The organism is Bacteroides timonensis (assembly GCF_000513195.1).
In the GTDB taxonomy this organism is placed as follows: Bacteria; Bacteroidota; Bacteroidia; order Bacteroidales; family Bacteroidaceae; genus Bacteroides; species Bacteroides timonensis.
Genome location: NZ_CBVI010000112.1, coordinates 1 through 18,013, shown reverse-complemented (window position 1 = coordinate 18,013; position 18,013 = coordinate 1). Strand labels below are relative to the sequence as shown.

The 18,013-nt window shown below is 42.6% G+C and carries 14 protein-coding genes; 6 read left to right on the top strand and 8 right to left on the bottom strand.

The features are described 5' to 3' along the window. Window positions 1–22: 22 nt before the first annotated feature. The 6 genes from BN161_RS20690 to BN161_RS20665 all read left to right on the top strand — a co-directional run bounded on the left by BN161_RS20690 (window position 23) and on the right by BN161_RS20665 (window position 3,664). A complete protein-coding gene (locus BN161_RS20690) occupies window positions 23–472 on the top strand; it encodes a hypothetical protein (protein ID WP_044269862.1) in 450 nt (149 codons plus the stop codon). Window positions 473–522: 50 nt separating this feature from the next. Beyond that, a complete protein-coding gene (locus tag BN161_RS20685; RefSeq protein ID WP_044269861.1) occupies window positions 523–753 on the top strand; it encodes a hypothetical protein in 231 nt (76 codons plus the stop codon). A 122-nt stretch (window positions 754–875) separates the two neighbouring features. Further along, complete coding sequence (locus BN161_RS20675) at window positions 876–1,253, top strand: hypothetical protein (protein WP_125910895.1); 378 nt, start codon at window positions 876–878, stop codon at window positions 1,251–1,253. A gap of 21 nt (window positions 1,254–1,274) precedes the next feature. Continuing rightward, a complete protein-coding gene (locus tag BN161_RS29555) occupies window positions 1,275–1,475 on the top strand; it encodes a hypothetical protein (RefSeq protein ID WP_125910894.1) in 201 nt (66 codons plus the stop codon). Between the two features lie 780 nt (window positions 1,476–2,255). Next, window positions 2,256–2,759 carry a hypothetical protein gene (locus tag BN161_RS20670; protein WP_244436579.1) on the top strand — a complete coding sequence of 168 codons (504 nt, stop codon included), beginning with the start codon at window positions 2,256–2,258 and terminating at the stop codon, window positions 2,757–2,759. Next, on the top strand, window positions 2,756–3,664 hold the full coding sequence (locus BN161_RS20665) for a hypothetical protein (RefSeq protein WP_044269856.1): 909 nt from the start codon (window positions 2,756–2,758) through the stop codon (window positions 3,662–3,664). Before BN161_RS20670 ends, BN161_RS20665 begins: the two co-directional genes overlap by 4 nt. 655 nt (window positions 3,665–4,319) lie before the next feature. Here BN161_RS20665 and BN161_RS20660 read toward each other — a convergent pair. The 8 genes from BN161_RS20660 to BN161_RS20620 all read right to left on the bottom strand — a co-directional run bounded on the left by BN161_RS20660 (window position 4,320) and on the right by BN161_RS20620 (window position 16,783). After that, entirely contained in the window at window positions 4,320–4,964 is a 645-nt protein-coding gene (locus BN161_RS20660) for an Lcl domain-containing protein (RefSeq protein ID WP_167332561.1), read from the bottom strand. A 20-nt stretch (window positions 4,965–4,984) separates the two neighbouring features. After that, the gene (locus tag BN161_RS20655) at window positions 4,985–7,105 is read right to left on the bottom strand and encodes a hypothetical protein (protein WP_044269852.1); all 2,121 of its coding nucleotides are present in this window, start codon (window positions 7,103–7,105) and stop codon (window positions 4,985–4,987) included. Between the two features lie 12 nt (window positions 7,106–7,117). After that, window positions 7,118–9,988 carry a hypothetical protein gene (locus BN161_RS20650; RefSeq protein ID WP_044269850.1) on the bottom strand — a complete coding sequence of 957 codons (2,871 nt, stop codon included), beginning with the start codon at window positions 9,986–9,988 and terminating at the stop codon, window positions 7,118–7,120. A 14-nt stretch (window positions 9,989–10,002) separates the two neighbouring features. After that, window positions 10,003–11,766 carry a fimbrial protein gene (locus BN161_RS20645; RefSeq protein ID WP_125910893.1) on the bottom strand — a complete coding sequence of 588 codons (1,764 nt, stop codon included), beginning with the start codon at window positions 11,764–11,766 and terminating at the stop codon, window positions 10,003–10,005. Between the two features lie 25 nt (window positions 11,767–11,791). Beyond that, window positions 11,792–12,718, bottom strand: a complete 927-nt coding sequence (locus tag BN161_RS20640; protein WP_044269846.1) for a FimB/Mfa2 family fimbrial subunit — start codon at window positions 12,716–12,718, stop codon at window positions 11,792–11,794. 279 nt (window positions 12,719–12,997) lie between these two features. Then, window positions 12,998–14,653 carry an Mfa1 family fimbria major subunit gene (locus BN161_RS20630; protein WP_044269930.1) on the bottom strand — a complete coding sequence of 552 codons (1,656 nt, stop codon included), beginning with the start codon at window positions 14,651–14,653 and terminating at the stop codon, window positions 12,998–13,000. 53 nt (window positions 14,654–14,706) lie between these two features. Continuing rightward, window positions 14,707–16,203, bottom strand: a complete 1,497-nt coding sequence (locus BN161_RS20625; protein ID WP_044269843.1) for a DUF3868 domain-containing protein — start codon at window positions 16,201–16,203, stop codon at window positions 14,707–14,709. 7 nt (window positions 16,204–16,210) lie between these two features. Beyond that, a complete protein-coding gene (locus BN161_RS20620) occupies window positions 16,211–16,783 on the bottom strand; it encodes a DUF3575 domain-containing protein (protein WP_044269841.1) in 573 nt (190 codons plus the stop codon). Between the last annotated feature and the right edge of the window lie 1,230 nt (window positions 16,784–18,013).

Genomic DNA, 18,013 nt, shown 5'->3' with positions numbered 1-18,013 from the left:
GTCGAATCCATAATAAAAAGAGATGAAGAAATTGATGAAAAGAATGGAGTTTGAAAACATAGCGAAACTAACAATGCCTGAACTGTTTGATAAATCTACTCCGTCAATAAGTGAGGTAAGTGGAGATGCGGTTATGTATGTATATACACTGGCGGAACCTCTTCCCTTGGAACACGTGATAGATATATTTGAGGAAGAAAGGAGTTTGATCCTTATATATCATTATATCCCTTCATATGCTGTTATAGGTGGACATTCATGTTGTGCCATGACCAATCCGACTTCCGAAATGATGATACGGGTTTATGCTTCTACCGATGTTCAGGGGGTGGTTGATAAGCTGTATGTCACTTATTATTACTCGCTGGAAATTATGCAGGGTGAATTGGTTGGCGAATTACAGATGATGGAAAAACTGGGTTCCTTTGAATATAAACTGCCACTAAAGGAATTAATATGGTATTTTCTTTAGGTAATTTCTCAGAGAGTTGTTCCGTCAAACTAACTACAAAAAACAAAACAATGAAAAAGAGAATACATTTATTTTGTATATCAGTAAAAGATGCTGGCAATACCTCCGGTATAGACGATGAGGACGACAAAGTGAAAGATAAGCTCTTGATGCTCATTAAGTCATGTTACAAGATGTTTTATAGGGGATGGTTTGTAATGAATTTAGAAAAACCTTATGAAATCCGGCAATCTGACGAATGTGGATATAAAATCTATGTTGAAGAGATGATTCCTATTTAAAGGCTTATAAGTCCGGGCTGGATGTGTTTTTTTACTTTCGCTTGAAGAGAAGTTAATTTAAAAGTCCGGGAAGAGATAGGAAAATCCTTTTCATCAATAAATTTCTTTTGTAAAATTATCTTATGGATATAACCATTTTGAAAGAACTGATAAGTCTGGTAAATCAAGGCTACCGCTGGGAGGTCTTGGATAAGGACAGCTATATGCATTTGTTGAAAAAACGGCATGAATTAATGTTGGGATATGACGCGGATACAATTTTTGTACGCTTCGTCAATGGTAACCATATCTTCCCGGAAAATACAATATTACCAATTCCTTCTGTTAATCAGGAAGAAGCAATAGAACGACTGGTTGAACTGACAGATGGTGAGTTTAGACAACGCATGAGAGCCCATACGATAACGGTGGAAGATGCTGATAAGTGGGTGCAATTGGGGCTGTTCCATGAAATATACTTTGAGTATAACCATCGGCCTTCCCTTTCTTCTCGCAAGTAAATAATGAAAATAAACATTTTAATGAAAAAAAGAACCATTCTAATTTTATTGATAATCGCTCTTCTTGCATGTTCGTATATTCTTGGATCATTCGGATTGAATCTTACGCTTCGAACTATCCTTGCTACAGTAATAGCAGCCTTGTTCTGTACTATTCGTGCCATTGTCGGTTATTCCGATGATAAAGTAGACGATGAATCTAATCCGGGTAAATCACCTTAAGTGGAGATGTAGAGAATGATGGTTGATATGTTCCAGAGTTTTTTTGTTTAGAGAAAAGAACACCGGTTTCCTGTTATTCTTTGCTTCCTTTTCCGTTAGCCCTTTCAACTCTTTCCCCTACTCCTGAATATTGGTCAATTTTACCTTTCGTTCTTTTGTATTTTGGGAACTGAAAACAACACTTGTGTGCTGAGTTTCATGGTTTTCTATACTTTTTCGACAAATCGGTATTTTTTTCTATATATATTGAGTGCGTAACTTGCTATTCGACAAATCGGTATGAAAGACAATTCAAGTATTGCCTTATCCAGAACTTGGCCTTTTGAAGGAGAATGTTCATTGGCTCTTACTTATTTGCAACAACTTCCATTTTTGTCGAATAGTGAATGAATACATCTAAACTAAAGAATTAATATTATATATTTAATTCTTTGTATATTAAGTATATATATAAAACATGAATTTGACTGTTTTCATTGCCATTTTTATATTCGATTTGGTTTCTGCCATTTATATATTTCTGTCTTCCTCTTTTAAAATCCTAAATATAACTTTTATAAAATCTTATAATGTTTTGTGAATCAATAATATATCTATAACAGAGAGTTCCTTTTTTGTCGAATTACTACTTCCATTTTTGCCAAAAGCCTTTGCCCTTCCTATATGCTTTTATATTTTTCGTTTATGTTATTCTATCCCAGAATTGAGGTGATGAACTTTTTATTTCTGCAAAGTAAATAACCCTCCTGTGTATTCTTCGGCAAAACAGGCATTGCTTTCATGAAGAAATCTTCCTCCGTCTATACCGGAGAGTATTTCTCCGAAAGTTTTGCCGGAATACGAGGTTTATCAGAGAAGCAGAAAATAAAAATTAATCTCCTGAAATCAGAGATGAAAGTAGGGAATAAAAATCTTATTCTTATGGATAAATTAGAAGTATTGGAGATCGTGAAAACGATAAGAGAACAATTATTTACAATGAATGATATGAATGTGCTCATGTCTTGGGGTATCGAAGGTTTTATTGCCACTCAGTACAAGGAAAAGCCAACACTTAAATTTAAGGTGAATGGTCGTCTATTCAAAGGATATGTGCTTATATCGTATACTTATGACTATTATGATATTTTTCTTGCTGATAGTGAGAAAACGGTATGTATCGCATCAGAAATAACCTTTGAAGAAATGGGTGATATCATTGATACAGCTATTGAAAAAGGTACGAATGAAGACGAGTATAATGCTTTCTGTATGGAGGAATATAAAAAACTCTATTTCGTTTGATAAAAAGTTATAATATGAATACTCTTACAAAATACAATGGTTATGTTAGTGTTTGCGATTGGGAACACAATGGTGATTATGATTATCCGGTGGCTCTTTTAGGAGCTATCGGAGGCGTAAATATCAGCTCATTTGAGAATCATGGAGATGTAAATACGGCTTATATCTATTTTGAATGTACAGAAGATTCCATTTTGCCTTTGTTACGTACGAAGGATTTTGATGATATAAAAATCAACTATCCTTATTCGCAACTGATGCCAAAAGAGGTGACTGCCGGATTAGTGGAATTGAGTTCAAAAGAACTTTTTGTCCCTGCTACTATGGAAGATAATTTGCATTCACCTCTTTCTTGGAGTTTTTTGTTGTCCTATGATACTTATCTGACTCTTTTCAAAACAGATCAAGCATTTTTCTCCTTTCTCTCAAGGCACAAACTTACACCTGTTTATTATTATAAAGACAAATATTACATCTATTTGTATGGTACAAGTACGTTGCTTGAGCAGTTTGAAGTGGAATTTGATGAAGCATTTGAAGATTTGAGGTACTATTTCCCCAATAAATCCTATACGCTCCATACTTTACATTATAGTAATCGTTGGTTAGAGGCCGTCGGCACTAACTTTTCAGAGGTTATTTATATGCCGGATGGTGGAACAAAAGGCCTATTGACAACTAAGACAGCGATAAATATCCATAAAATGCAAACGGAGCTTGAAGAGATACCAGGAATGTTTACATATTTTTACCAATATCGGAAGGTACTTACAACCTTTGGTTTAGACTATGGAGGAACGACCGGAGAACAGCTTGTCATAAATGCCACATCTCCGGAATCGGTGAAGTTTGGCATGTTCTCTTTTCCTCATGCTGTACAAAATCTTGTTTGTGATAGGCAATAGAGCTCATAACCGATGACGGTATAACTTATAGTTATCGTGCTGGCAATCTTTCAAAAGCCGAAGGTTTTTCCAATGCACAACCTTCCCTTTGTGAACATGAGGCTTATATGAGTATTTCTTCGATTGAGAAGAGTTCTTTCTCTTTTACTGATGAACAGGATCGTAAATCAGACTATATTGTCATATTACCTATAATTGTGAAATGAGGGATCAGGAAAAATAAGTCGAATAGATTTTTCCTTAATTTTCATTTTAGATGGCAATGTGACAACAGGTCTGATTTATGATGTATAGTTTTTGGGGCAAGAAATATCCTGTTTGGAGAAAACTCGCATTTGAAATCCATCTATAAATTTCTTGCTCGTGATAATGATTATCATTATCATTAGAACTTTATGAGGTTCTGGATAAGTCTTCCGTATGAAAGACTCGATCTCGCCTTCCTCATTATATTAGCGGTGCATAAACTTTCCCTATTCTATTTTTACTCCCCTATTCTACCCTTTTTACTATATCCTGTATTCTTTTCCTTATGTAAAGAGAGGTTAACTCTTTTGTAGTCTGCCTTCCGATTGCCGGCGTGAGATTTTTTTAAGTGCAAAGTTCAAACATATCATTATTTATTCCAAGACCACGTCTTATTCATTTGTGCACTCTATTTTATATCACGAATACATCGTACATATCTGGCTATTTGGGTAGTTGCTGACGTGGCTTTCAATTTCTCAGATGTATTTGTATTGCCATCGTTCATGTCTACATGCCATGCTTTATTTATGTCTTCACTGAATGTTGTGGAAGTCCAGTAAGTACAATAGGTATCGTAGAAGGTAAAGCCAATGCCACGAGTAGTTACTACTTCTTTTATCTTGGGAGTCAATACCCATATCAGTTCCAGTTCACGTTGTGTTGGAGGACGCCATGAACCTTCTTCGTCTGTGCCGGATATACCTCTATATCGTCTGCAGGAGGTTGCTGCTTCAGACCAATCCACATTGTTGTTGTTGCTGTGGACGCCGTTTATGTCGGTATCAGTAGGTGCGATGATGAAATACGGGGAAACCTTTGCATTAGTCGCTTCTGTATCATTATGCTGAACAGTTACTCCCGTGCTTGCATCTATGGTTGACGCTACTTCTGCGGATGTTTTTCTGGCTTTGGAGGGAATGCGGGCATTGTCTATAGCAATATAAGAGTCGGAATTCACCGTTTTTACAGTAACTTGCTGGGCGCGTGCACTGCCTGCTGCAAACAAAGCCATATAGAGTCCTAATAATATACTTGCTGTTTTTTGTTTCATACTATTCATCTTATTTTGAGTTATTCTATATCCCGTACGCAACGGACACGATACAGGGTGGACATCTGACCGTATGCAGCTGCCCCGTGAAAGAAAGAACTAAACCATCCGGTCCAATAGCCTTCCAAGGCGTTCCATGCTTTTTCCGACCCCCAATAATAACCTGAATTTAAGTCATCTTTCCGCTGAATGTTCTCTTTGCATATCCATATTCCCATCAATTGGTTATGGGCGGGCAGATACCATAAGACGGGTTCATCAGTGTCTACTGCTCCATTGCCGTTTCTGTCATTCTTTAAGTAGCAATAGTTGGCAGCTTGGAATTCAGTCAACATTCCTGTTGCCATGGTATTTGCCAAGCCGTTTTCTATATTGCCTGGTGCTTCGGAATAATTGTCTGTAGAATAAAATTGCTTGCCGGTTTCTTCTTCGATGCTCTCCATCAGCAACCGGCGGTCGTAGTACGTATAAGGTATGTCTCTGCTGAGATTGCCTTTTCCTCCGAACCAGCCGATGTATTCAGGAGCCGCCTGGTTTATCACAAGGCGGGTGACTTTGCCGCCGGATGTTCCGCTTTCCAGCGTAGAGGCATAGCATACGGCACCTTTCTCTTCAAACTCCGGTTCGACCTCCACTGCGAGGTCGTCATATACCTGAAGGGCATTGGTGGGATATACATTTTCGGGGATGCATAGGCGGTAGGTGCCATCACCGTTGTCGAAAGTCTTGATTTCACCTGTCAGATTGTTCTCGACTGTGTAGAAAGCGGACAGAGTACCCTTCAAGGTCTTCACCACCGGATGTGCATCCAATATGTTTTCTCTTTCAATGGTTATTGTTTTCTTCAGATTCCCTAGCCGAATAGCGATTGTCCCACCGGTAAAGTTCAAATCTGTTGCAATCTTTATCTCCGCATTGTCATTGGTGAGCTTATCGGGGCTGAGAAGAGTACACCCGTCTCCGTTGCATTCGATAGAATTGGTGGTAATGTTATTCAAGGTAGCATCCGTCCCCATGATAGCTTTTGCGCTGGCCACCACATAATCTTTGGTTTCATAATAGCCATTGTACCCTCCATAGATGATACAATGGTCGTTTGTGGCAGAGATTGCATACTGCCCGTTGGATGCACTTGTATTTCCGGCAGCATCTACCACTATTTCATATTCTATATTGCTGGGTGGATTGTTTAATGCTTCTTCATACGTATCATATCCGTTGCTCCTTACTTTAGTGATATGGAATATATAATGGTAATTGCGTTTAATATCCAGATACCGGGCATCCCGATGGAAATCCAACCGATAATAGCCATTATACTTTCCGGTGCTACCTTCCACTTGTAGCAGCACGCAGCAGCGGTTGGCATTGAACCGTCCTTCATCGGTCAGTTCCATTCCTTGGGCATAATTGTGATTCTGATACTCCGGTATATAGACGGACGTTGCCATATCCGCACTTACGAAGCGATTGGAGTAGCCTCCCGCGTAATCACCGGTCGTCATGGCCGCTTGTTCAGAAAGATATATTCTTTGATTATAGTTCAGTGGTTTCCACGTCACTGTCTGTCCTTCAAAAGCTTCGCCGCTCTGTGTTACTGCGGAAATCTCTACCTGCACTTTGGCTACAGCACGTTTCATTACGCAGACATTGGTCACTGCGTTATTCCAAGATGCCACCATTCCCGATATCGGCAATACATCTTCTGTGGTCGTTTCGCTCAGCGTTCCGTGCAGTTCTGTTGCTATTTTATCCTTCTCTTGGGTGATAGGAATGGCAACTGTAGGATTGGCAAATAAATAAAGGCAATCACCGTCCTGGGGGACATATTCGGTGGTGAATGATAGTTTGGGCGAATTCGTGCCGTTGCCCAAAAGCACGGCATTCAAACCGGCGCCGCTATATTGTTTGCCAAAAACCGGAGTGTTGGATGCTCCCCGGTAGGCCAGTACGACCAATTCGTCTATCCGGCATTCGGACTCTGTGGCGGTACTTCTCACTGCTATTGTTTCCGGATCCGGCATTAGCAATGCCAATGTAGAATCAGGCTGTTCCAGTATCAGAGGATCAGAGTTGCAGCCTGCCATCATATATAGCAGAGTGATGAGGTAGCTTAATTTTATCAACTGTTTCTGTTTCATGATTCTTTCTTTTTAGGGTTCTTCGCGTACACAACGGGCTGATCTGTAATACGTTTTGTTTGCTTGATTTGCATTGTGCATATAAAGGGGGATATTGTCGTTATATCTGATATATGTGCCATCATATCTATTGTAAGATGTCTGGTAAAACTCCGTTTGTGTCCAGTATTCTTCAGACCCTAGGTAAATATTTAAATGACCCTTTAATGTGGCGATGATGGCAGCTTCGCGGGCAGTAGGCAATCTCCAGGTCCCTTTTTCGCTGATGTCATCCTCCCAATAGGCGTTACATCCCGTTGCTACCATGTTCGCTGTTGTTGCTGTAGTTGCAGACGCGTTGTTGAAACTAGCTGGCAATCCTACTGCAGCCGCCCAAGTCATCCTTACGGAAGTCGTGGAATAGCCGATGTTGGGAGTCTCTGAACTGCGGGCATAATACCGTGCAATCCGCAACTTCTTGTAAGCTGTATTGGCAGCTGAATATGTATCTCCTAAGGTGGCTCCTTTTTGCAAGGATAATGTCGTACTGGAGTAATAGTTGCCGGGCAGATTCTGTAAATCAACAACTGGATAAGAAGGTATCTTTACCTCTATTTTCCCGCTTACGTTGCAAGTGCGTACGCATCGCACTGCATTATCATCCCATTGTCCATAATTAATAAGACCAATTCTATTACTTCCAAAGTGTACGCCTAATGCACCGCTACCAGAACCTCTGTTACAATCTGTTGAAGCATAATGCCAGACTGGCATTGCATTGATGGATTGTTGCAGTTTGCTGTCGTATCGGTCGGCCAAACCAATCATTCCCGCTAACTGGTATTCCGATGGGGCAAACCAGTTCCGGTCTGTCGTTGCGATGTTTCCGTTGGCATCTGCCCTGTTTTTTGAGGCGCAATAGTTTAGCACACAGTAATCTGCGTTCTTGTAATTGTCATAAGCCGCGGGTTGGTAGCCGGCAAAGGTCTGCCCGTATCCTTCCCAAGGATCCGTATAGCGTACCGGAGCGTTGGTTAGCGTATAAGGCACATATCCTTGTTCCAGTTCTTCTATCTGTTCCGTGTATAATGCCTCTGTATAGTAGCCTGACTGGGTATTATATTTACCCCAGTATCCTACAAACACGGGAATCACTTGCTTTATGCGCAATTCATATCGATGGGCTTCACCATTCACATCCAGGTCACCGGGCAGTGTATATTGTATCACGGCATAACGGTCGGTGGAGGTATATGAATTTTCATCGCAATGGATGTAGACCGCCGAGTTTGACAGGGATGTTGTCATCTCAGCCGCATTGTACCTTTTATGCGGAGACAGATGCAGCCAAGGGCATTGGTCGCTATCCGCTATAGTGGCGGTAGCGAGCACTGTATTGGCTTTTTCTACGCCATAATAGTTACGGTTATTTCCGCTGCTTCCACCTTCTACATAAGCATACATCGGCATGTCTATCACGTGGCAGTCCACTACCAAGGTGGGAATATAGCTTATCTCTACTTGGTGAGTGATATTTCCCACCCGTAATGTCAGGTTACGAATGAACCCCATATATGATTTGGCTACGTTGCCGTCTGTTGTATTCCATTGCAATGGGATGGAACCAGATTCCGCAACCAGTCCCGTGAAGTAAGTCACATTGGGAGTTGCGGTGGCAATGCCGCTTCGCTTTACCTCCGCGGGTATGTCGCTCCAGTCCACAAACAATGTGTCTCCGTCGGTCTTGAAGTTGCAGGGAATGCTTCCCGTCTGGTTCATTTCTACATTGGATGCTGTGAGGTAAGTCCCCAGAATATCATAGAAGTTCTCTTCTTCCCACTTCAGCATATCGGTGCATACTTCTACTGTTTCACCGCTTTTCACGATGAAATCTACCGGATAGATGTAATTCCGCAGCAAAGTGCTGTCATTGTCTCGCTTCAGGGAGACGGTTCTTTCCTGGGTTTTCAGATAGATTTTGGTGCCGTTCACCAGCCGATACAGAGGAATGCTTACTTTCAGTTTGACAGAGCCGGTATAGGTATCCGTCACAAAATTCTCGTAGGCATACATGGGATAGTAGTTCTTCCCGTTTTTGAAATCTATTTCTCCCGCAGTATACTCGTTCACTTGCCTTTGCGGTAAGTCATAACGGGGAGTTGCATCACTCCACCCGGCCTGCATCGTATTCACGTAGGAAGGATAGGCGGCGACCGGAGGATTCTTGTAACTGTCATAAGGAGCAAAGGGGCGTATCCGGGCAGGGACGTTCAGCAGTTGCATAGTCACGTTGGGTAGGTCGATAGTAGTTCCGGCTGGCACTACGTCATCGGATACGGAAAAAGAGGCACGCACTTTGGCCACTCCCCGTGAAAGCCACACATTGGCAGAATAGGTATAGTAGCTTGCATCATAATCAAAGGATGAACAAATGCCGGACATATAAAAAGGAGGTGCCGGATAAGCTGAACCATTCAGCTCCGGAACAAGATCGATATCATGATCTGCCGAAACCAGCACTGTATAATCTGTCGCCATGGTTCCATTGGGCAAATATAGTGAGACATATCCGCTTGCATCTTCTGCATCTCCTGTCAGCGTAGGGCCGTATGTATATCCTTGTACGGAATACGGATTGGCAAGGCCGGGAATTTCTGTTCCGTCAGGCTTATATATATGGATATATACATTACTAATAGTACTCTCTGTTCCTGTCCCGTTTTCCATTCCACGGGTTTGCACCGTCTGTTTCTCCAACCCAAGTCCCGAAAGGTCTATTCTGACTCTTTCCATGCCTTCGGGCACTTCTTCCCCTTTCTTCAGGAAGTGGTCGTCTGAACAGCCTGCCCATAGGCACAATAGCCATGTCAATAATAACAGTTTATGATAGAACTTGATTTTCATGTTTTTTCCCTCCTTTATTCATCTTTTACACAACGGAGTACTGTATAATTCATATCTGCATAACGTGTACTTACACGCGGAATCACACGCCAGCCATCCGGACAAGGATCAAAAATTCCTTTGCTATGATCTGCATTTTCCCAATAATTCTGTCCTGGTACGGCACTCCAGAAATTGTACCAGTTTATATAATAAGTGGTCGGATTCCTCACAGACAATATTGCATTTTTCCAGTAAGTTGCCGTAGCGGGTATCATTTCACCGATAGAATTATTGATAAAGGGATCTTTTCTTCCATACTGATAGTTTAAACAGAAGTTTTGAGTTCTGCCCAAATCACACGTCATCCATACACGGCCATTTACATTTGTTTGTCCTTCCGCCACATTGGGTTCATAGGTTGTATTCCAGATGTGCCAACTCCATTTCACTTCACCGTTCACCTTCATGGCCACTACCGCGTTTCCCTCTGTAGTTCCGGTAACCACCTTTATATAATCGGTACTGTGGGTAGCACCGCTTCCCCTCACCACAGTTACGTTTGAGGCTGGCAAAATGTCATTGGTAGTCCCGTTCTGCCACAGCACCTCTGCGGTGACCGTTGCTGTCTGATCTATCTCTTCTCCAAAGACATCGCGCCATATTTTATACACTTCTGACAGTGGAATGTGTACCCGTCCGCCGGGAGCCACGATGTGGCAGTTGGTCATCCTTACATCGGCTGTTTCCTCAACGGTTTGAGTACCGGCCAATTCCCAAGGAGTGACATGTACCTCTATATCTATATAGTCTGTTTCCCTCAATGTCAAGTAGAGCTGATATACTTTGTTCCGTTCCATCATGTCTTTTCCTGCATTTTGCGGGTTTACTTTTACTGTATAGTCCTTTGTGGTTCCCAAATCATCTATACTGATGCCTTTGATGTGCAGCGTCAATTCGTTTCCGACAGTTACCTTCTTTTCCGGTAAATAGAAGGAGAAGTATTTGTCTGTGTCCTTAAAATCACGTCCCGGGTCGTCACTACTTGCCGGGTAGACGTAATCCAACGATGTATCTGTTCCGACAATCTGCATTTCTCCCGTTGTTTCGTTGATGGCAAACTGGTTTCTTGTTGTGAGATATCCATGCTTGCCCGTATTGCTTGCCTGCAAAGTTGCTGTACTTGGAATGGAAATGTTGCTGTTGTCCTTTGTCGCCATGTACACATCCACTCTTGCCACGCAGCGGTTCACTTCCAGATTGTTTACGTCATTGTATTGGGCGGGTACGTTCACTCCGCCGAGTTCACCGTACATAGGCAGACAGTATGTGTCTGCATGAGAGCGTAACAATAAGTTTTCTTCGTTGATGTAGTCGGCCATCTTGTATGTCACGGCTTCCAGTTCGGCATGAGAGCGCACGGCATCCAGTGCTGCTGCGGCAGCGTCCGGTTCATTCAGCACGGCACATACTGTTTTGTTGTCGCTCTTCGATACCCGGAAATAAGGTGATTTATAACTTTCCGAATCAGTAGGGACATTACCGTCGAAGAAGGTGGCATCCCATGAGCCGTCACTGTTGAATACGAAAATCCTTATCTTACGGATACGGTATTCGTTCAGGTTCTTGGACAAAACGTCTGTATCCGAAGTGGCGCCACGCGTCGTAATGCCTACCTCCATGTTTACCAGGTTGCAAGACAGGAGGTCATCCTCCCGGATATTGCATCCGGCTACCCATAGCAGCAAGAATATCATTAGGCCGATATGTATTGCTTCCTTGTGTTTCATCAATTTCATTATCAAGTGGTTGAATTATACATTGTCATTCATTCTGGATATACCATGTCCAGCCGTTAATGTTGATTTGTGTCGCTATCCATGATTCCGACATGAAGAAAACAATGGCATATTCGTCCTGGCGGTCCAGATATTCCTGGGCGCTCCAATTATGATTTTCCATGTTTGTCATCAGCAGATAGTCTTTCAGGTTGATGTCGAAGACTTTCCGTCCGCTTGCCTTTTCGGTTACTACAAAGCGGGTGTCCCTTTCAGGAGTCAGGCGCATGGTGTTTATCTCCACACATATGGCGGAGCGGCTTACTTGCTCTTTATAGTAGGGGCGAAAGCTCAACACGTCGTCCTCGTGCAAGGTGTTGTCGTGGTTCAGCCATCCGTTGGACTCTATGATTTCGTACGTGTAGTCGTCTACGTTCAGAGAGAAATTGTCGTCGGAGGTGGCGCATTGGAATATGAAACGCAGCTTGTTGGTATCTTTAATCAGATTGACAACTTCCGTCACATGGGCATCGCCTCTGAACTCTACGTCTTTCAGTTCGCCATACCATAGCGGTTCAAGTTCTTTGTCGAGTATGAGTGAAGATTCACGTTTCAGTTTCAGCTCAAGGTCGGACAGGGTGGAGACACCCGGAACGAGTTGCGATAGTTCATACGAATCATGCGCTCCGGCCCATGCCATGATTTGATATTTGCCTATGGGAAGATCAATCTCCATGCGATAGTGACCCGTGGATAGCGTTGCCCCTTCTTCCGACTGTTTTTTCAGGAATTTGCCTGAGTGGTCGAATATGTATAGCTCCACTTTGTCCACTTGCGTGGCAAAAGCGTCGGCAGAGTTCATGTTGTAGTCGTATTTGAACTGAATCAGGAAACGACATTCGGGCAAGTGTTCGTCGAAACAATTGCACGAGGCCAATATGCAAGAAATAAAGGTTGCAATGGGTAATGCTATCCGGTATAATCTTTTCTTTTTAGTTTCATTTCTTAGTGATTTTCTTTCATTTCTTTATTATGGTGTGGAGAAAGGTTTGGTTGCCGTTTCTCTCGTCATTATCTTGTTTGGGTACAACTGGATATCTCGGGGAAAAGAGATAAGTGCAATGTGGGGCAAACGCCCTCCCGAAGTTTTTTTTAAGATCTCCGGTAACTTTGTTGTTTTTGGAAATATAAGTTGTAGGGGATAGAACCCCTACAACTTATAGAAAATAGAATGAAATTTATAGAGAGAAAATTATAACTCTTCGCTTTGAGTATACCAAGTCCATGGGTTTACATTGATCTGAACAGACAACCAAGCTTCTTCATCTTCATCCGGAATGGTGGGATCCGGTGCAGGAATCGTAGGATAACCGGGGTTATTGATGGCTGTGATGTTTATGTCATAAACAGAGTTGCGAACTACACCGAACTCACCTAATTCATTCAGTGCTGTAGGGGTATCATCATGTTTAATCATGATTCTGTAGTAACTGACACCACCCTTGTAATAGTTGAATGAGCCTACCGAACCGGCACCGGCAGTTTTGATAGCGGTGGATAATCCATCCAAAGTAGTTACATAACCATCTGCTTTTGTAGCAGGAGCAGCATCAGGAGTAGCAGGTTGGTCCAGAGTAGGGGCACCTGTAATGCTACGACCGTTTAGGTAAGCTATCAAAGCGTCTGTCAATGGAGTAGAATAAAGGGACGGATTAGCAGATGTATACTTATTAGTCAGTTCTTGCTTAATGTAAGTCAGCAATGATGCATAAGTAAATTGGCTGCTGCCGATTGTAATCCAGTCATCACCGGTGGAGATAGTAGCGGGACTTCCATCATAATTTTTCAGTCCATTAGGTGTTATGACAGCCTTGAAGAGTACTTGTGTGGTATAAGCGACCATATTATAGGCGGCAGTTTGAGTGTTCTCCAAGCAATATTCCACTTCCGGATTTGTTTGGGCATCAGTCGGATTATTCCATACTGCAGGAACAGTAGTACCGGCATAGTAATTGTAATCTGACGCATAGTTTGTTACATCAGTACCCGGATCATGTTGAGTATCATAGTTCGGGTCTCTCCGGTAGGAACCAATCCTATAGATATCAAACGGTGAACGAAATCCTGCAGCAGTCCCTTCAAAATAAGTTGCTAATCTTTCAGAACATGGATAATATTTTTTGTTGGTTACATTGAGTACCCATCCCGCATCTGAAATAGTAGCAGGATAAGCACCAGTAGCACTGGGGGTACCCATACCCTTAATCTTATCGGCATATACACGAACTTTGGCCGCTACACGGTCAATATTGATAGAGCACGGGTTGGCTTCTGCAAGAGCTTGGGTAGTGTAGAGTGTCAGAGTTACATCTGCTCCAGCAGCATCAGACGGCTCCAAACCTCCCTTGGCATTACTCATCATGAAGTCGTTGTAGTTGGCACCTATAACATCACTGACGGTACCGGTCAATACTGCGTTGACTGCGTCATAACTCTGTCCTACAGCAGGAGCGAATGCAGCTACAGGATTGGCAACCACAAGCACATGCTTGGAACCGGCGGCTACTTTAAATGCCTTGCCCGCAGTTCCGGTAGGCTGGTTTGGGTTACCGGCTTCCGCATCTGTCCCTACTGTAAAGTCCTTTACATCAGTAACAACTCTGGGGTTTGCATCACTAAAGAATACGAGTTTCAGATCGGTTACTTTGGATTCATCGGCAGTACCAATCTCTTGATTGGGGTCATGCAGTGCACGGGTTGTTGCCGGTGTCTTGATGGACAATGCCACATACGCTTCTCCATTCGGATCGGTCACTATTCCGCTCTCATTTGTAATGGCATCGTCATTGTTGCAGGCCGCAAACAATACAGATGCAAATGCATACATAAAAAATAATTTTGTTTTCATACTTTTTTTAATTAATAATTGCTTCAATATACTTACTTGGCCAAAAATATATTTCATTGTTCTTTTTCTTCCAATTCCTCCAGGTTCTCTTCCGCTACCTTCAATCCGGCATTGGCAGCTGCTTTCAGATAATCTCTGGCTGCCTCATAATCACCTTTTAGCATAGCCAATATTCCACGAGCGTTGTCAAGCTCCGGTATACGTACTCTGGTTTTTACTTTGCCCAGATAGCGTTCTCCTGCCACTGTGTCGCCACGCGAAAGGGCTGCCAAAGCTGCATTCAGGTTGGCTGTACTGCTTTCCGGGAATAAGCGTGCAGCAGTCTCAAATACATCTACAAACTCTGTGGAACCTACCGGGTAACTGTTGGCGACAATGAACATCTCGTTCAAACTAAGATTTTGCGGATGGGTTGTCATCTCTTCCCGGGCTTCCTCCAATTCGAAATTCTTCACGCTATAGCTTGCCTTGCACACGGCAACTCGCAGTCCGGGATATACATTTTTCAGCAGATAGCGGTAAGGATCTCCTCCCCGCAAGTTCATCAGCAGCTTTTTCCGCTCTTTCTCCGCAGAGGTGGTTTGAATGATGTTCAGCATTTCGTCTTTGAAATCAAGCATAGCCTGTTCTTCAAGCTTCTTTTGCAGGCCATCCCAGTTTTCGCCTCCAAACTCTACGTGATAAATGTCGAGCGGGAAGCTGTATAGCAAAGCCAGATAGTTGCGCAATGCCTCTGCACGCCCTTCAGACAATCGCTTGTTGCCTGCCAATGCGCCTTCAGGGGATGCATAGCCTATGATGTCTATCCGCTTCAGGGTGATGGTTTTGTTGTCCGTCAGTTCGTTTATCATGTTGCGTATCTTAGTCAGCTCGCGCGGGTTGTTCATGTAGTCGGGACGTATGTCTGTCTTGTTCACAACAAAGTCCAGAAAAGCTTCGGCCTGCACTTCGCGGTTTTTTATCTCTTCGACTTGCGGTTTCAAATATGCCATGTGTGGCACTAATGCCCGCTTCTTCTTTTCCGCCTGTTTCACTTTGGCTATCTGCTCTGCATATAATTCCGCATTCTTCCCGCAACCGCAGTCATCGTATCGTACTTCGAGAGTGGCATCTGCCATCCATGCCTCATAGGGTATGGAGTGGCGGTAACTGATGTTTGTCGTGCGGTTATGGTATCCTTCTACTACTTGATATGGTTGCTGATATTTCTTTTTCTGCGTGTTGCTCATCAATGACAGCATGCGGTGGTAGATTTTCAGGTTATTTCTCCCTTTTATGGAAACTTCGGGCAGGGAACATTCCCCCGAAGATGAGACGAGGCGGGGAAGCAGCTCTATGCTATTGGTAGAAACTACCTGAATGTCTTTCAGCTGTATGTCCAGTTCGATGAACAACAGGTTCCCTATTCGTTCCAAGTGCAGGGGATTGATCATAATCTTTCCGGTATATGCCATTTCCTTGTTTTGGGCAATGGCAGTTGCCGGCAGGATTCCTGTTGCGGCAACTATCCAAAGTAAGAGTACGGTTATTGGGCGTTTGAACTTTTTCATGGCTCTTTTATTTAATCATGTATATTAGTGAAATAGAGGCTTTGGTGGGACCCACATAGTTCTTATGGGAATGTCCTTTCGGGGTTCCGCATGTGCGGCAGGGATATTTGTCTGTTACGATATGTGCGTATCCTATTCCGATTTCCATTTCCAGTGACCAGCGGTTGCTTAATATCCATGAGTATCCGCCTGATACACCTGCGCCATACAACTGTCCTTCGTAACGGTTCTGCTTCATATTCTTGCTTACTGGCATCCAGTTGCGCAAGCCACCTATATTGAAGTCAGCATAGTGGGCGTGCAGTCCTACGAAAGTGCGGTTGAATTTCTCGCAAAACCAGTAACGTATCGCGGGTTGTACGCCCCAATGCTGCCCCCTCATGCCATCGTCCCACTTCCATGGATTGTAATTGAAGGGTATATCCAAAGTCCAGTGCCGTCCCATCCCCAATTCAATGCCAAGATTGAGGGTCGTGGTAGCATCATACAGGAGGTTCGTTTTGATTGCTACTTGCTGCGCATGCATATTTATGGTTGCCGCGCTGTACAGAAGTATAATAAAAATCAATACTCTTTTCATTTGTTTTTTTTATATATTTAGTATAGAAAGGTCCAGTATACACTTGTATACCACTTCTCCATGTCTATTATTATGGGATGCCTGGATCTATATAGTACTAGTAATTTCTAGCAAAAAAATATTAAATTATGTAATGCGAGGGCAGGTACAGACTATTTAATGGCTTGTTAAAGTGTTATGATTCAAATCATTAATCTTATTAATTGCTTCTGATTTGAGTCGGTTTCCATTTAATGGTGAGAAGGTGATCTGAATTATAAGGAAAGTGTATAAAATAACTGTCGGACAGTGATTGATTTTTAGGTTAGTATTATTTCTATGATTCGTTTTGTCTGTTCGATTATTCTAAAGCGGTTGTCCGTATGTTCTCCCACCAGACAGATGATCTGTCTCCGCAGTAAAGTAAGCTTGCTGTTAGGGAAAATGAACCGGATATATCCGAATTTCTTATTTCCGTTTGAGATGACAAGGCGGCAGCCGGTCAGAGGTTTTGATACAAGGCTCTTTTTGTAGGAGATATTCTTACTCAAAGGAAGTTGCATTTGAATTCAATATTCTAAGTCTTTAATTTAGGGTAATTCGTTTCACTGCAAACCACTATTGAACCTTTATGGGACCTCTGACAGATTTTTCTCTTCCTTTCCTACGAAATCTCAATCACATTTTCCTTTTGTACTATCAATGTGCAGAATTTTCCCTGTTCTATTTTTATTCCCCTACTCTTTTACTAATTATGTGAATCAGGAGTTGAATTATGTTCATTATTTTCCGGTTATGAACAAAGTGTGATAAGGTGGTAGGGTGATAAAGTGATAGCGGGATAACGCTCCGCTTGTTTTTTTATTCGGGATGACGTTTAAGGAAAGGATATAAGCATAAAGAAAAGTCTTTTCTGCATTGTTACGACTTTTCTCTGTATCACTTCGTATCCGGCAGTTATTCCTCCCCTCCGTCAATTCTCTACTTTGCCATGCATTTTCGTATTATTCTTAGTGCCTCCTGAAAGCATCTTCAATATCCTTAGAACTAATTAATTAGAGTTTCCCTCCTGCAGGGAACTTCCGTTCCCACTAAGAGAAACTGCTGTTCCCACTAATAGAAACTGCTGTTCCCATTAAGGGAAACTATCGTTCCTATTAAGGGAAACGTGAGTTCCCATGAGGGGAAACTGGCGTTCCCCACAGCGGAAACGGATCTAAATATAGGAAGGTTGCAGCTAAAAGGGCTACA

What these genes read in the sequence shown, in the direction of transcription:
- BN161_RS29555 (WP_125910894.1), top strand. Translation starts at nt 1,275, where the DNA reads ATGAAAAAAAGAACCATTCTAATTTTATTGATAATCGCTCTTCTTGCA.
- BN161_RS20685 (WP_044269861.1), top strand. Translation starts at nt 523, where the DNA reads ATGAAAAAGAGAATACATTTATTTTGTATATCAGTAAAAGATGCTGGC.
- BN161_RS20645 (WP_125910893.1), bottom strand. Translation starts at nt 11,766, where the DNA reads ATGAAATTGATGAAACACAAGGAAGCAATACATATCGGCCTAATGATA.
- BN161_RS20660 (WP_167332561.1), bottom strand. Translation starts at nt 4,964, where the DNA reads ATGAAACAAAAAACAGCAAGTATATTATTAGGACTCTATATGGCTTTG.
- BN161_RS20625 (WP_044269843.1), bottom strand. Translation starts at nt 16,203, where the DNA reads ATGAAAAAGTTCAAACGCCCAATAACCGTACTCTTACTTTGGATAGTT.
- BN161_RS20690 (WP_044269862.1), top strand. Translation starts at nt 23, where the DNA reads ATGAAGAAATTGATGAAAAGAATGGAGTTTGAAAACATAGCGAAACTA.
- BN161_RS20620 (WP_044269841.1), bottom strand. Translation starts at nt 16,783, where the DNA reads ATGAAAAGAGTATTGATTTTTATTATACTTCTGTACAGCGCGGCAACC.
- BN161_RS20650 (WP_044269850.1), bottom strand. Translation starts at nt 9,988, where the DNA reads ATGAAAATCAAGTTCTATCATAAACTGTTATTATTGACATGGCTATTG.
- BN161_RS20675 (WP_125910895.1), top strand. Translation starts at nt 876, where the DNA reads ATGGATATAACCATTTTGAAAGAACTGATAAGTCTGGTAAATCAAGGC.
- BN161_RS20630 (WP_044269930.1), bottom strand. Translation starts at nt 14,653, where the DNA reads ATGAAAACAAAATTATTTTTTATGTATGCATTTGCATCTGTATTGTTT.
- BN161_RS20655 (WP_044269852.1), bottom strand. Translation starts at nt 7,105, where the DNA reads ATGAAACAGAAACAGTTGATAAAATTAAGCTACCTCATCACTCTGCTA.
- BN161_RS20670 (WP_244436579.1), top strand. Translation starts at nt 2,256, where the DNA reads ATGAAGAAATCTTCCTCCGTCTATACCGGAGAGTATTTCTCCGAAAGT.